At 60.9% G+C, this 14,816-nt stretch carries 13 protein-coding genes; 3 read left to right on the forward strand and 10 right to left on the reverse strand.

Features of this window, described 5'->3' with window-relative positions:
* Positions 1-8: 8 nt before the first annotated feature.
* The 6 genes from M0D66_RS14605 to M0D66_RS14630 all read right to left on the reverse strand — a co-directional run bounded on the left by M0D66_RS14605 (position 9) and on the right by M0D66_RS14630 (position 7,271).
* Positions 9-458, reverse strand: a complete 450-nt coding sequence (locus tag M0D66_RS14605; RefSeq protein WP_244179543.1) for a TonB family protein — start codon at positions 456-458, stop codon at positions 9-11.
* A gap of 262 nt (positions 459-720) precedes the next feature.
* Complete coding sequence (locus M0D66_RS14610; RefSeq protein WP_093645370.1) at positions 721-1,119, reverse strand: biopolymer transporter ExbD; 399 nt, start codon at positions 1,117-1,119, stop codon at positions 721-723.
* Positions 1,116-1,769 (reverse strand): MotA/TolQ/ExbB proton channel family protein, encoded by a 654-nt coding sequence (locus M0D66_RS14615; protein WP_200618297.1) that lies wholly within the window; start codon positions 1,767-1,769, stop codon positions 1,116-1,118. The genes M0D66_RS14610 and M0D66_RS14615 overlap by 4 nt, the downstream gene beginning before the upstream one ends.
* 27 nt (positions 1,770-1,796) lie before the next feature.
* A complete protein-coding gene (locus tag M0D66_RS14620; RefSeq protein ID WP_211706544.1) occupies positions 1,797-4,142 on the reverse strand; it encodes a TonB-dependent receptor in 2,346 nt (781 codons plus the stop codon).
* Between the two features lie 392 nt (positions 4,143-4,534).
* Positions 4,535-6,298, reverse strand: a complete 1,764-nt coding sequence (locus tag M0D66_RS14625) for a protease pro-enzyme activation domain-containing protein (protein ID WP_211706543.1) — start codon at positions 6,296-6,298, stop codon at positions 4,535-4,537.
* A gap of 622 nt (positions 6,299-6,920) precedes the next feature.
* On the reverse strand, positions 6,921-7,271 hold the full coding sequence (locus tag M0D66_RS14630; protein WP_211706542.1) for a DUF4148 domain-containing protein: 351 nt from the start codon (positions 7,269-7,271) through the stop codon (positions 6,921-6,923).
* 519 nt (positions 7,272-7,790) lie between these two features.
* Here M0D66_RS14630 and acs point away from each other — a divergent pair.
* The 3 genes from acs (at position 7,791) to M0D66_RS14645 (ending at position 10,740) form a co-directional block, all read left to right on the forward strand.
* A complete protein-coding gene (gene acs / locus M0D66_RS14635; protein WP_211706541.1) occupies positions 7,791-9,764 on the forward strand; it encodes an acetate--CoA ligase in 1,974 nt (657 codons plus the stop codon).
* A 55-nt stretch (positions 9,765-9,819) separates the two neighbouring features.
* On the forward strand, positions 9,820-10,419 hold the full coding sequence (locus M0D66_RS14640; RefSeq protein WP_093645383.1) for an acetate uptake transporter family protein: 600 nt from the start codon (positions 9,820-9,822) through the stop codon (positions 10,417-10,419).
* 81 nt (positions 10,420-10,500) lie between these two features.
* Positions 10,501-10,740 carry a UDP-glucose 4-epimerase gene (locus tag M0D66_RS14645; RefSeq protein ID WP_200618302.1) on the forward strand — a complete coding sequence of 80 codons (240 nt, stop codon included), beginning with the start codon at positions 10,501-10,503 and terminating at the stop codon, positions 10,738-10,740.
* 48 nt (positions 10,741-10,788) lie between these two features.
* Here M0D66_RS14645 and M0D66_RS14650 read toward each other — a convergent pair whose 3' ends face one another.
* From M0D66_RS14650 to M0D66_RS14665, 4 genes are all read right to left on the reverse strand, one after another.
* The gene (locus M0D66_RS14650; RefSeq protein WP_211706540.1) at positions 10,789-11,316 is read right to left on the reverse strand and encodes a universal stress protein; all 528 of its coding nucleotides are present in this window, start codon (positions 11,314-11,316) and stop codon (positions 10,789-10,791) included.
* A gap of 40 nt (positions 11,317-11,356) precedes the next feature.
* A complete protein-coding gene (locus M0D66_RS14655; protein WP_093645389.1) occupies positions 11,357-12,076 on the reverse strand; it encodes a Crp/Fnr family transcriptional regulator in 720 nt (239 codons plus the stop codon).
* A 204-nt stretch (positions 12,077-12,280) separates the two neighbouring features.
* Positions 12,281-13,570 (reverse strand): NRAMP family divalent metal transporter, encoded by a 1,290-nt coding sequence (locus M0D66_RS14660; protein WP_211706539.1) that lies wholly within the window; start codon positions 13,568-13,570, stop codon positions 12,281-12,283.
* A gap of 244 nt (positions 13,571-13,814) precedes the next feature.
* Positions 13,815-14,759: a LysR family transcriptional regulator gene (locus M0D66_RS14665; protein WP_244869762.1), complete on the reverse strand. Its 945-nt coding sequence runs from the start codon at positions 14,757-14,759 to the stop codon at positions 13,815-13,817.
* Positions 14,760-14,816 lie beyond the last annotated feature (57 nt).

Here is a 14,816-nt window from a genome sequence, read left to right on the forward strand (position 1 = left end):
TCACCGGGCTAGCTCACATTGAAATGCACGCGGATGTCCTGTCGGCTTTCGACCGGATGTCCCGCTTGCATCGCCGGAAAGAACCGCCATTTACGGAGCGTTTCGAGCAGGATTTGATTGAGGCGCGGATTGGCGGTTGGCTTGATGAGTTCGACATCGACCGAGCCGTCAACGTGAATGGCGAAACGAGCGATCGCGACGGTTTGATACGCCTGGTCACGTAAATCATCAGGGAGTTCCGGCAACGGTTTAGCAATGGCGCGCGCGGTTGCGTCGCCGGACGAGGTGGCTGATGGTGTTGAGTTTGCTCTTTCTTCGGAAGAGGGACCGGCAGGCGGCTCGGCTGCCGGCTTCGGCTCTTGAACTGTGGGCGCCGACTGAGCAGGTGCAACGCTTTGTACCGATCGCACATCCGGCTTCGATGGGACAGGTAGTGTCGTGCGTACTTGTGCTGACACGTGAGGGCGCGGATCGGCAGGCTGTTGTGACTTTGCCGGTGCGATCGGAGCAGGCGTAGTGTGCGCAACCGGAGCCTGCGGAGGATCGAGTTCTACCACCCGCATCTCGAGTGGCTTATCAGGCGTATGCATAGACGGCGTTGTACCCAACCAACTCCCCAGCTGAAACAAAAACCCAATCCATACGACTAGCGCGACCAGCACCGCTAGCGCAATCCGCATCCGCGGAGAATCGTCCACAGTGTCCGCGAATCGCATCCGGCTACTCACGACGCACGGCGATCAAAAACCGCTCAGCGCCCGCGCGGCGCGCGGCCAGCATCGCCTGAACGACCACGCCGTGGCCCGCTGTGTCGTCAGCAGCGATCACCACGTTGCCGTCCGCTTGCAGCAGGCGTTTTACCGTCGGCTCGACCTGATCAAGATGGACGGACTGATGATTCACAAATACCTCGTTGCTGCTGTCCACTGAAATGGTAAGTGGTTCATGTGCCGCCATCTTTTGCGCGCTGCCGGCAGGGAGATTGACCTTGAGTGCATCGAGCCGCTGCATCGCAAGCGATGCGAGCATGAAGGTCGCCAGCAGAAAGAACATCACATCGATCATCGGAATGATTTCGATGCGACCGCGCTTAGCCGCGCGCGAGCGCTTGAACTTCACGGCTGCGCTCCCACGGACGTGTCAGCAACGGCAAGGCGGATTTCGCTGAGCCGCGCATTCGCGAACGACTCGAGTTCATCCATGAGTCGTTCGAGCCGGCGGGAAAAATAGTTGAACGCAAAGAGCGCGAACAGCGCGACGACGAGACCGATCGCGGTTGCCACCAGCGACTGTGCCACGCCGCCGGTCACGCCACCTGGATCGACGAGACCATCGCCACCGAACAACTGGAACGAATGCATCATGCCGACGATGGTGCCCAACAGACCCAACAGAGGCGCCGCCGTCACGATGGTTTCCAGCACCCAGAAACCTTTGCTCATGTCTCGTTCGATTTGCGCGGCGACCGATTGCGCCTTCGCCTCGCGCAGCCACAGCGGTACAGAAGGATCAGGCGCCCACGGCGCGCTCATCCGTCTGAACGCGTTCTGACTGGAGACATCCTTCAATCTGCCGGCCCAATCAAGGGCTGAACCGGCCGCCGCAATCTCGTGTGTGCCACGCAGCGTGCCCGACAACCGGCCGAAACGTAGAAACACATAGGCCCGGTCGAGGGCAATGGCGACTGCCAGAATGGCGAGTATCGTCAGCGGATAGATGACCCATCCGCCTACGCGTACTGCCGCTAGAACGCTTGTCCAATCTTGCATGCTCTACCTCTTCGTAGCTGGACGGAATCAAAAATGCTTGGTGACGCCGGCGTAGACGGCGAAATGCGGGCCGTACTGCGGGGCGCCGACGCCGATACCCGACCCGTCGCGCAACTCATAGACGCGGTTGAATGCGTTGACTACGACGAGGCGCGCATCGAATTTGCCGATGAGCGGTTGATTAAAGTGCTGTATCACCCCGAGATTGACTTGCGCATAGAGCGGCAGTCGATCCGTGTTCGCAAAGCCGCTGCGCAAACCGCTTCCGACGAGTCCGTCGAACGTGAAGGTCGTTCTGCCGAGATCGTAGGTCCCGCCGAACGACGCGGTGATGCGTTGGTCGTGATCCAGATAGACCCAGTGATTGTTGATATAGGCGAGTTCCGCCGGATCGAAATTGAACTGCGCGGAATCGATCTGCGTGCCCTGCGCGCGGCTCCACGCGAGATTCATATACGCGGATACGTTGTCCTGTTTGTAGTTGGCCGTGAACTCGACGCCATACACGCGCCCCTCCCTGTAGTTGAACGGCGTGAAGATAAGCGCTGAGCCGAACTGTCCTTCATCGAGCAGGTTCGCCGACTTCTTGTAGTAAGCGTCGAGCCCGACCGTCACGTTCGATCCAAGACGCTGGGTCACGCCGAGATCGAAATAATGGCTGCGTTCCGGTTGCACCTGGTCGTTCTGGTTCGACGGACTCTGGTTGGTCGTGCCATTGAAGCGGCTGATGGTCGAGCCGGATACCAATTCGAACGCGGGCGGCGTGAAATAGCGCGCGTAACCTGCGTGGAGGGTCGTGGCCGGCGTCAGCGCATAGACGAGACCGATGCGTGGGCTAAGCTGGCTTGCGCTGACATATTCGTCCATCTTGTCGTAGCGCAGACCATAGTTCAGCGTGAGCTTGTCCGTGATTTTCCACTCGTCCTGTACGTAGGCGCTGTACAGATAACCGGTCTTGCTGCTGGAGTCCTGAATATTGAAGGGCTGATCTGAAAGCTGGTTGCCGTTGCTGTCCGTCGCGAATACGTTGACGCTGTCGTTGAACACGGCGTGTTCTTGCTGGAAGAAGATACCTGCCCGCACCGTATGCTTGTCGTTCAGCCGCCAGGTCGTGTCCACCTGTGCGCCATTGGCCGAGTTGCTGTGAAAATCCTGCGACGCCACGCCGTTGAAGAGCAGATCGCCGACCGGGTCGGGATTGAATTGCGTCCGCGTGTAGCGGGTAAACAACGCAACCTGATAATCCAGTGCGCCGCCATTGGTGCCCTGGAGGGCCACCACCGCGAAGTTGTTCAACTCCGATTGCGTTTCGTTCAGTTGGCTCGAATCGAACGTGTTGCTGCCGTTGAGTGTGAAGTTGGTCGGCAAGCCGGGTGTGTTGGGAATCTCGAACTGGTTGCTCGTCGTGCCGAACATCACGCTCACGCGGGTGAGCGGGTTGATGATGTACGACATGTAACCGAACGCGTCGCCTTGACGGGTGTGATCGTGAATCGCGTTGGCACTCGCAGTGGGATTCTCGATCCCGAGGTTGTTCATGCCGAGCGAACCGCTGAAGTAGTAGCTGAACGGCCCTTCACTGCCGAATACATCCGCGCTGGTCTTGATCGTCTGATGGCTGCCGCCGAACACGTCGATGGACCCGCCGTTGCCGGCATCGCCTGTCTTCGTGCGGATGTCCACCACGCCGGCCGTGCGGTAGCCGTATTGCGCCGGTAACGCGCCGGTGAGCAGGTTCACCTGGTCGATGATGCGAGTGTCGAGTGCCTGGCCGAAACCGCTGATCGGTTCGGGAATGATGATGCCGTTGATGCGGTACTGCAGATTCGCGTGATCACCGCGCACGTGCAGTTGTCCGTATGAGTCGCTTGCCACGCCGGGTGCCTGGAGCAGCACCTGGTTCAACGGCGTGTCTTGCCCCGCGGGCAGCGCATTGATATCGGCCTGGCTGAAACGGTACACGCTGCTGCCGGTTTCCGGCAGTAGTCCGTTGCGGGCTCGATCGAGACGCTTTGCGTTCACCTGAACGTCGAGCGTGTCGCTTTGAGCGAGTTTGACGCTTACTGCCCTTTCTGCACCTGCTGTCGTGGTCGTCACGCTGCTGCCGCTCGCAAATCCCGGTGCCGTAACCACGATCGCGTAAGTGCCCGGCGTCACATGGCCGATCGCAAAACGGCCGTCCGCATCCGTCTTTGCCTCATTGACCGCGGCGCCGCTTGCGTTCTGAACGCTCACGGTCGCGTTCCGGACGGGCTTGCCTGCTGCGTCGGTGACGGCGCCTGTTACCGAACCTTCGTCGGGCGCGGCATGGGCGTGAGCGGCGATAGCGAACAGCAGCAGGGCTGCATGGGAGACACGCGTGCGGTTTTTCATCGTTATTTATTCGGGGTGAGCACTGGGTGGATGTGTTTTCTGTCTTGCCGCCGTTTTTCCAGGACGAAATACGGATGACCAGGCGTGCGCCGACCGGTCCCGATCAAGCGGGCACCTTGTCGTCATTCGTCACGAGGAATGTTATATCATTACATCTCAAAACAAAAATGACAACCCAATGGAGGGCACGGCGAGCGATTGGGGAAAGCGAGGAGGGGCGTTTTACGCGTGAGGGGCGGCTCGGATTCGGACCGCCGCAATCGTTCGGCGCGAGGGGAGGGACGCTCGCGCGCGGTGGTTTCGACGAACGGTTTACCCGTAGCCGCCGATGACCCGCGTGTCGCGAAGTCATCGGCGAGCGTTCAGGCGTTCACATCAATCGGCCAGCGGACTTAATGTGCGAAGCCATTGCTCTTGATATAGGCGGACAGTTTCGCGATATCCAGACTGCCCCATCCGGTCGGATAGTCCCAACCGGTGGCCGCCTTGTAACCATAGCCGCCGTAGCCGTTGTTACCCGATTTCACGTCGTGCACCAGCGAAGGCGTCGAGCTAATGGCGCTGTAAAAGCTGGCTGCGGGGAAGCCCAGGCTGTTCGAATTCGCGGTCTGCAAACGTGCCCACAGTCCGACGAAGATCGGCGAAGCGAGGCTCGTCCCGCCAATCTGCTGCAGCTGACCGTAGTTGTAAATCAGTGCACCGGTGCTCTGCGCCGCGTCGAAGGAGATGTCGGGCAGCAGGCGCTGGCTCGGCGTGCCGCTCACCGCCGATTGCCACGACGGCTTCGCCTCGTACACGCTGTAGCCGCCGCCGGTCGCCCAGAGCTTGCCGTTGCTGTCGAGCCCTTCATTCCAGACGGTTTCGCTCGAGTAGGCGCCTGCTGACGTCGTGTAAAGCGTCGTGCCGCCGACGGCGATCACATTCGGCGACGAGGCCGGCCACGATACCGAATAGGTGCTGCCGTCCGGGTAGCCGCGGTTGTTGCACTCGTACACGCCCTCATCGCCGGACGACACCGAGAAGGTTTGCCCTTGTGCAGCCGCCGTCGAGAAGATGCGGTCTTCGGCCTGCAGCGTGCCGTCCGCGTTGGCATCGGCTTCACACCAGCCGAGCGACACGTTGATCACCTTCGCGACGTTATCGGACACCGCCTGATTGAACGCCTGCGTGAGGCCGGTGTTGCCGGACGCGCTTTGATCGGCCATATAAAACAGTAGTTGCTGCACGGCGCCGCCTGCGGAACCGACAATCGACTGGCTGTCGAGGTCCCATTCACCCTGGCCGTCCTGATCGTCGCTGTAGTCGCCATTCGACGACCCGGTCTGGATCGTCTGTGTGTTGACGGGCGCGAGACCGTTCGCGCTGGTGAACTGCTGGAGATCCTGCAGCGTCTGCGAGACGCCGCCGATCGTGATGATGCCGACCGTCGTGTTCGCCGCGGTGGGCGCGCTGCTGGCGTCGTAGATCGTCGGGAATTCGGTCGGATTGTGACCCTTGGCCGTACCGGCGGCCAGCGTCTTCGCGGCGGAACGCTCGCCGACCTTCAGCATCGGATGGGCTCGCGCGACGTTCTGCAAGCCGAGCACCGAACCGACTATTTCGCCGAGATCCTGCGGCACTTGTGCCGGCGCCGTGTTCGCGTAGCCGGCCTTGCCGTTCAACTGGTAGCGAACCAGCGGCGTATTGAAGGCCGCTTTGACTGCACCGGCGCTGCCGTCGGCGGAAATCAGCAGACGGTTCGGCGCGACGTGAATGTTAACGAAGCCGTTCTTCCGCAAATGCGCGACGACGGCCTGCACTTGCGCTTCGGTCGGCGCGTACTGCGAGAGGAATTGCTGACGCTTGAGGAATTTGCCGAACTGCGCGTTGCCCGGCTGGTTGACTGCCTGCGCAAGTTGCTTCAACTGCGCCTCATCGCGAAGCTTGAGACTGACCACGACATGTGCGCTCTCGCCGGCGGCGAGTTCGAGCAATGGCGTCGCACTGCGCGCCTCGACTTGGGAGGGCGTCACAAACGCCTTCGTGTCGGTGGGCGCCCACAGCGTGGACGCGGGTGAGGCGCCGAATGCGGCGAACGAAGCAATAGCGAGAGGCAAAGCAACGACCGCGTAACGGTTTAGACATAGGACCGTCTGTTTTGCGGCTGACGACTTCATGTGACCTCCTGAGATAACAGCGCAACGAGACGCCGAATCTTCCGGTGGCTGTTTCCGGTCGAGTCAAATAAATAGGAATTTCGTCTGGAAGCGCTGTTCTGAACGGTTAATAGGGGCACTCAGTTAAATTCGTGAGCGCCGCCAAATTACCGTTCATTACAGATTATCGGTACCTATCAGAATAGATAGTTGAGAGGAAGGGGAGGTCGAGAATGAACGAGGGCGACTACTTAGAAATATTATTGTTATCAGTTAGTTATGGAGTTGTTGATTGTTCGGCAACGCCTAAGTACATGGCGCGCTGCAATGGAGGTAGGACTCTAATTGATTTAATGAGCCCATCGTTCTGCTATTAATTACAAAATCATTTCTTTATGCTAATTCGATAGCGATTCATCGGGATTCGAAGAGTTTCCAATTAAAATGCATGTCTGCTCGATTGGAGTTAATTGAGCTGTATCGTCAAAGGGGAAATCAAAAAATAATGCGACCTGTGACCGACTCGTGAGCGCGGGCGGACGCCTCATGACACCACCGTCCGCTCGCCCCCGGCACAGGCATTCGCCAGCCCGCCAGTCATTCGCTGAATCCCGAACCACTCCCAGACGTGCATCGTCAGCGGTTAGCTGCCGAAGTACGGCGAGCAGAAGCTTACGGGGCCGACACACGCCGGCATCGCCGCGTCTGCTGAACGAGCGGGCGTGCTGGACGAGCGTTGGCCTGCCGCCGTCGAACCCGACATCGCCGGACCTTCGCCACTCGTGTTCATCTTCAGACGTGCGGCCTGCTGCGCGAAGATCGGGCTAATCTCGGGATACGACGTGTCGGTCACGAGGTTCGAGCCGTTAGCTTCTGCCTGAACCAGTTCCTGGCGCACTTCCGCGCGGGTCTTTTCCTGCGCCGATGCCTGAGTGACTGCGCCGGCCGACGCAAGGAGGATCATCGAAAGAGTCATTGCAAGATTGAGTTTCATTTGGATGCCTAATTAAGGTTGATTGAATCTAACGATCCATGTGATTGAGAACTACGTCTTTACTTGTCTACCTATGTGATCTACGTGCTGCTGAAGCTGCGCAGAAGCGTTTCTGCTTTCGCTCGTAGACCGTCTGTTTGCTGCCGTCCACGTAAGGGCAAACACATCGCCTAGCGGCTTATTCCAGATTTTTTCTGCAGCCCCGGTGGAATGGTACAAAACTTACAATTGCCTGAAGGCGCCGACGAAACCCTGTACGCCACCGTACCGACTTCCCCCTCCTACGCGAGCACCGTCGTTGCAAGCCCTCTGCTTTTCTCCGTCACCGCGGATCGAAACAGTTTCGTGTGACAAGGCTTCCCTGACCGATTTGTGCGCCATCCCCATTTCGCCCGGAGCGGCCAACCGCTTGATCGAACCGATCACGCGGAATGCCATGTCACGCCCGGCGCAGCAGGGGCGCCGCCACGAGCGCAACACATCTATCAAGCACGCACGAAAGCGTGCAAGGGACACAAAATGTCAACCAGCGATTCGATTCTGGAGGAGCCGCAAGCCTTCCTTCCTCACGCCAGCGTGGCGGCTTACGCCGCGATCTCCGGCATGGATGCCTACCGCGCGTTGGTCGCCGAAGCTGAGCGCGATTACACAGGATTCTGGGCGCGTCTCGCGCGCGAAACGCTCGAGTGGAAAAAGCCGTTTTCTACGGTTCTCGATGAATCGCGTGCGCCGTTCTATGAATGGTTCAACGATGGCACCCTCAATGCGTCCTACAACTGCCTCGACCGTCACGTCGAAGCCGGCAACGGTGAGCATGTTGCGGTGATCTTCGAAGCCGACGACGGCACCGTCACGCACGTCACCTACCAGCAATTGCTCGAACGAGTGAGCCGCTTTGCCAACGCTTTGCGAACGCGCGGCGTGAAGAAAGGCGACCGCGTGGTGATCTACATGCCAATGTCGATTGAAGGCATCGTGGCGATGCAGGCGTGCGCGCGCATTGGCGCGACGCACTCTGTTGTGTTCGGCGGCTTTTCGTCGAAATCGCTCAATGAACGGATCGTCAACGTGGGCGCGATCGCGCTGGTGACCTGCGATGAACAGATGCGCGGCGGCAAGGCGCTGCCGTTGAAGAGTATCGCGGACGAGGCCCTTGCGCTGGGCGGCTGCGAAGCGGTGAAAAGCGTTATCGTCTATCGGCGCACGGGCGGCAAGGTTGCGTGGCACGAAGGGCGCGACCTGTGGATGCACGAGCTCACAGAAGCCGCAGCAGACACGTGCGAGCCCGAATGGGTCGGCGCGGAACATCCGCTCTTTATTCTGTATACGTCTGGTTCGACGGGGGTGCCCAAAGGTGTGCAGCACAGCACGGGCGGCTTCCTGATGTGGGCCGCGCAGACCATGAAGTGGACCTTCGATGCGAAGCGCAGCGACGTATTCTGGTGTACCGCCGACATCGGCTGGATCACTGGCCATAGCTACATCGCGTACGGCCCGACAGCGATCGGCGCGACCCAGGTCGTGTTCGAAGGCGTGCCCACCTATCCGAACGCCGGCCGTTTCTGGGAGATGATCGCGAAACACCGCGTGACTGTGTTCTACACTGCGCCGACCGCGATCCGTTCGCTCATCAAGCTTGCCGAGTCCGATCCCAAAGTTCATCCGGACCGTTACGACCTGTCAACATTGCGTTTGCTCGGCACAGTCGGCGAGCCGATCAACCCGGCCGCGTGGACGTGGTTCTACGAACACGTCGGCCATAGCCATTGCCCTGTCATCGATACCTGGTGGCAAACGGAAACGGGCGGCCACATGATCGCGCCGATGCCGGGCGCGACGCCACTGGTGCCGGGTTCGTGCACGCTGCCGCTGCCTGGCATCATGGCCGCGGTCGTCGACGAAACCGGGCAGGATGTGCCGAACGGGCAGGGCGGCATTCTCGTCGTCAAACGGCCGTGGCCGTCGATGCTGCGCGGCGTCTGGGGCGATCCGGAGCGCTATAAGAAGAGTTACTTCCCCGAAGAGCTCGGCGGCAAGCTGTACCTCGCCGGCGATGGCGCGGTGCGTGACGAGGACACCGGCTACTTCACGATTACCGGCCGTATCGACGATGTGCTCAACGTGTCAGGCCACCGGCTCGGCACGATGGAGATCGAGTCGGCACTCGTCGCGAACCCGCTGGTGGCGGAAGCCGCGGTCGTCGGCCGTCCCGACGAGACGACCGGCGAAGTCGTCGTCGCGTTCGTGGTGTTGAAGGGCGAGCGGCCGACCGGTGACCAGGCGATCAGAATCGCGACCGAATTGCGCAACTGGGTCGGCAAGGAAATCGGGCCGATCGCGAAGCCCAAGGAAATCCGCTTCGGCGAGAATCTGCCGAAAACGCGCTCGGGCAAGATCATGCGCCGCTTGCTGCGCTCGCTGGCGGCCGGCGAAGAAATTACCCAGGACGTATCCACGCTGGAAAATCCGGCGATTCTCGATCAGCTCGGGTGATGGTTCGCGAAGGTCGCGAGATTGCCGGAACGCTTTTTATCTTCAGGAGCAGGCCATGGCCAGCGCACCGATTCGAACCACGCTTGCGAACCCCGCGCCACTGGGTCTCGCCGGTTTTGCATTGACAACGTGGCTGCTCAGCATGATCAACGCCGGCTGGTTTTCGGGCGAGTCGATGGGCCTCGTGCTCGCTTGCGCGCTCGCTTACGGCGGGACCGCGCAGGCCATTGCCGGGATGATGGAGTTGCCGCGCGGCAATACCTTCGGCGCGACGGCCTTTCTAAGTTATGGCGCGTTCTGGTGGTCGTTTGCACTGTTCGTGCTTTTTTTACACGACAAGGTGCCGCCCGCGTTCGTCGGTTGGTATCTGTTTCTTTGGGGCGTCTTCACGTTTTATATGTGGCTGGCGACCTTTCGCTCGCCTCGCGCGCTGCAGTTCATCTTTCTGGCGCTCTGGATCACCTTCGGCCTGTTGGCTGGAGGAGAGTGGACGGGTTCAGGCCTGGTGCGGATGGCGGGCGGCTATATGGGACTCATCACCGCGGCGTTGGCGTTCTATCTGTCCGCAGCCGACGTGATCAACGAGGTGCACGGGCGAGTGGTTCTGCCGGTCGGCGATCCACGGGTGCTTAGCCGGCATGCTGTGGCGCTCTGATAGACCAGTTGGGCGGCGCGCGCAAACCGCGAGCGTCGAACACGCACCACGTTGCGTTGAGCAGGCACGAGGCAAAACTTTATGAACCTGTCGGGAAGAGTGGACGGCGATGGCTGGACGGTCACGGCTTGTGCACGCGAAAGCGGCACTGAATTTGGCTGTCTGATCGGTACGAGCGTTGCCGCGCCGGATGGTGTGGTCGTGCGTGAATTCACGCACGACCGAAACTTCAGCACGCCGCAGGAGGCCGTGCTGGACGGCCTGAAGCAGGGCATGTCGTGGGTGGATCTGACGACCTCGAATACGATTTGCGCTGCCTGAGCGCGCCGTATTTCCCACCCTCGACGCGACGTCGAGCGCCCCGGCTCTCTAGTGCGGCGGCATCTCATACATCACAGCGGCAACGTCGGTATGCCCCGGTTTGGCCGACTCCACGTGCGTGGTTTGCGCCTGGCGGCTCGGTATCAGCAATACCGGACAGCACGCACTGCGCACCACGCGTTCGGCGACGCTGCCGAGAAACAGACGCTTGAAGCCGCGCCGGCCGTGCGTGCCGAGCACCAGCAGGTCCGCATTGAATTCGTTGGCCGTGATGCGGATGCGCTCCGAAATATCCTCGCCGATCGGCTCGACGTCCACCATGCGCGGCGTGCCGGCCACGTTTTCGTGTTTCATGCGTGCCAGTGCGTCTGCCAGCAGCCGTTTGCCTTCTTCCACGAACGCGCCATGCAGGATCGTCGGATCGTAGCCGGAGGCGTCGTACGCCATCAGCGGATTGTCGACGACATAGAGCGGCTGCAGTTGCGCGCCGCTCTCGCTCGCGAGTTGCAAAGCGGCGTTGAATGCGTGCTCGGACGTGTCGCTGCCGTCGATTGCTACCAGAATGTGTTTATACATCTCAGCCTCGAAGAGTTTGTTCAAAGAGTTGCCGTGTCACTTAAACGGCTCTCAGATCGGGCAGCAGGCGGTCGAATTCCCGCCTCACCACGCCGTAGCATTCGCACACGCGTTCCTCTAGACCCGACCGGTCGACCACTTCGATATGGCCGTAGCTGTAGCGGATCAAGCCCGCGTCCTGCAGCTTCATGGCCGCTTCGGTGACACCTGACCGGCGCACGCCGAGCATGTTGGCAATCAACTCCTGGGTCATCTTGAGTTCGTTCGACGGCAAGCGGTCGATACTCAACAGCAACCAGCGGCACAACTGCTGATCGATCGTGTGATGCCGGTTGCAGACGGCCGTTTGCGCCATCTGCGTGATGAGCGCCTGCGTGTAACGCAGCAGCAAGCGTTGCACCGGGCCGGCACGATGAAACTCTTCTTTCAGAATGCGCGCGTCGAGCCGGTATGCCTTTCCGGCGCTTTGCACGACCGCGCGGCTAGGCGTCGTTTCGCCGCCCATGAAGAGCGCGATACCGATCAATCCCTCATTGCCGACAATCGCGATCTCGGCCGACGAGCCGTCTTCCATCACATAGAGCAGCGAGACGATCGCGGTGGTGGGGAAGTAGACATAGTCGAGCCGGTCACCCGATTCGTAGACGACCTCCCCGAGCGGCATATCGAGCGCGATGAGATGCGGTGCGATGCGTTCCCACTCTGCTTTCGGCAGCACGGAAAGCAGATGGTTATCTTTCGGTTGATGTGTGGTCAACATGAACCACCCCACAGTGTCCTGCCGAAAAACGACCTCGTATTCGCAGAACTGACTTGAAAAGTTTTCAGGTCCTCCTGACGGGGCGGTTGCGAAATCGACTGGAAAGCGGTTTGGAAATCGCCGGTGCATACAGGGCCAGCAACCATTCTGGCACGCTTCGTGGTGCGCGTCTGTACGGTGGCGTTCACGTCTTGAGCGCATGGCTCATGCAACCCAGCTGACAGCCATCGCGATGACCGTAATCGCCATCACACCGGTAGCAATCCAGCCGAGGACGCGCAGCACCAGCGGCAACGTGAAGCGCGACATGATGCCGGTTCGCATCGACAGATGCATCATGACGATCATGACCGGCACGGCGACCACCCCATTGAGCACGGCGCTCCAGAAGAGCGCCTTGACCGGGTCTATCGAGGTGAAATTCAAGCCGACGCCGATCGCTGTCGCCGCCGCGATCACGCCGTAAAACGCCTTCGCCTGCAGCGGCAGACGGGCCAGACCGATCCGCCATGCGAACAGTTCGCCCACTGCGTAGGCACCCGAGCCGGCCAGTACCGGCAGCGTCAACAAACCGGTGCCGATAATGCCGGCCGCGAAAATGGCAAACGTGAACGGTCCCGCGACCGCTCGCAGCGCTTCCGCTGCCTGAGCCGACGTCTGGATATCGTTGAGCCCGTGAGCATGCAACGTCGCTGCTGTGGTCACGACGATAAAGAACGCGATGGTATTCGACAGCGCCATGCCGAGATAGGTGTCGATGCGGATTCGCGCGAACTCGGCGGGGGCCTCCCACGGTGCGTGAGTGAGCGGATGGGCGCCGGGCCGCTCCAGTTCGTCTTCGACTTCCTGTTCGGCCTGCCAGAAAAACAGGTAAGGGCTGATCGTGGTACCCATGACCGCGACGATGGCCACGATGTAATCCGGCTTGGCCGAGAGCGGCGGCCAGATCACTGCCCAGCCCACCTGGGTCCACGGCACTTTGACGACGAACGCGCAGATCACATAGCTGAAGAGCGACAGGCACAGCCATTTGAGTATCGACACATAGCGCGAGTAACGCGTAAAAACTTCGAGCGTTACCGAGAGCAGGCCGAAACCGCAGACATAGAGCAGCGCGGGACCCGAGATCAACAGCTTGAGCGCCGCGCCCATCGCGCCGAGGTCCGCGCCCAGATTGATGATGTTCGCAATCAGCAGCAGACTGACGACGCTGGTGGAAAGCCAGCGCGGATAGTGCCGCCGCAAATTGCCGGCGATGCCGCAGCCGGTCACGCGCCCGATGCGCGCGCTGATTTCCTGGATTGCGGCCATCAGCGGGTAGCTGAACAGCAGGGTCCACGCGAGGCCATAGCCGAATTGCGCGCCGACCTGCGAATAGGTGGCGATGCCGCTCGGGTCGTCGTCCGAGGCACCGGTGATAAGGCCGGGCCCCATCACCTGAAGCAGTTTCGGGCGAGTCGGCTGCTTGACCGGATCGCGGGTTAGCGTATCCATGGCCGGGAGCTCCTGGTGGCGGGCGCGGCCGCCACCACCCGTCGGATGGTTGCGGGGCCGCCGGTTCGGTCGTCACCACGCCTTCATGCGCAGTGCGGCCGGCGTGACACGGGCAGCCATCGCACTTCTTTTGCTGATGTGCGGCGTGTCTATCCGAGGGTGCGCTGGTTTGCCGATGCAGTCGGTACGGTGTCGTACCACGCTACCTGGTTGCCTACTCTGCATGTGCCCGGTGAAGCTAGCCCTAACGAAAAATCTCGGCGATGAGGTTGGCCACCGTGCGGATGCGCTCGCTATCGCGTAGAGCGGGATGCAGCACCATCCACACATCCTGGTCGAGCGCCTTGATATGTTTCTCGATGCAGACGAGATCGCTCGTGGTGTCGCCCGCGAGCTGGGCAAGCACGCCGAGCCCGGAGCCGCCCAGCACGCCGTCGAATACGCCCATGCCATAGCTGCTCCGAAGCGAAGGCGCAGGCGCGCCGGGCAGGGTTTTCAGCCATTGCGTGGCCGGGTGATCCGGTTGCCGGTCGTCATAACCGACGAACGACAGCTTGTCCCACTCCTTCCGGGTAATTGCTGCCTTGTGGCGCAGATAGTAGTCGCGCGAACCGAACAGCCCGAAGCGGATCCGGCCGATGCGCCGCACATACAGATCGCCCTCGTCGGGGCATTCGGACCACAGCGCGATATCCGCTTCGCGGCGGGCAAGGCTATACGGCCGCCGCGAGGTCAGCACCTCGATGGCGAGGCCGGGCAGCCGGTCCTGGAACGAGCCAAGCAGTTTAAGCAAAATGTAAGATGGCCATTCGACGGCGTTGATCCGCACCGTGCCGTGAGCCGCTGCGCCGCCGGTCACGTCCGCGGCACGCTCGATCTGGTGGGCCAGATCCTCCATCTGCTCGGCCCAGGCCAGCACGCGCGCGCCGAATGCCGTCACCGTACAGCCCGACGGAACCCGGTCGATAAGCGGCTCGCCCAGCCGCCGTTCAAGCTCGGTCAGGCGGCGTGACAGGGTGGGCGGACTCAGATCGCATGCCGTCGCGGCGGCTCGCATCGTGCCGCCGCGGGCGATCGCCACCAGAATCCGCAGGTCGTCCCAGTCAACGTGTTCCATTTTTGAAACGCTCGATTTTGAAATTAGGCATAGCATAACGTGGATCGCGAGGATAGCATTGGACTTGGCCATACTCGTCCCAGCATCTGGCAAAGAAACCCGAGGGCTTCATTGGCAACTGGCGGCAAG

Source organism: Paraburkholderia sp. SECH2 (genome assembly GCF_030464795.1).
Taxonomy (GTDB): domain Bacteria; phylum Pseudomonadota; class Gammaproteobacteria; order Burkholderiales; family Burkholderiaceae; genus Paraburkholderia; species Paraburkholderia aspalathi.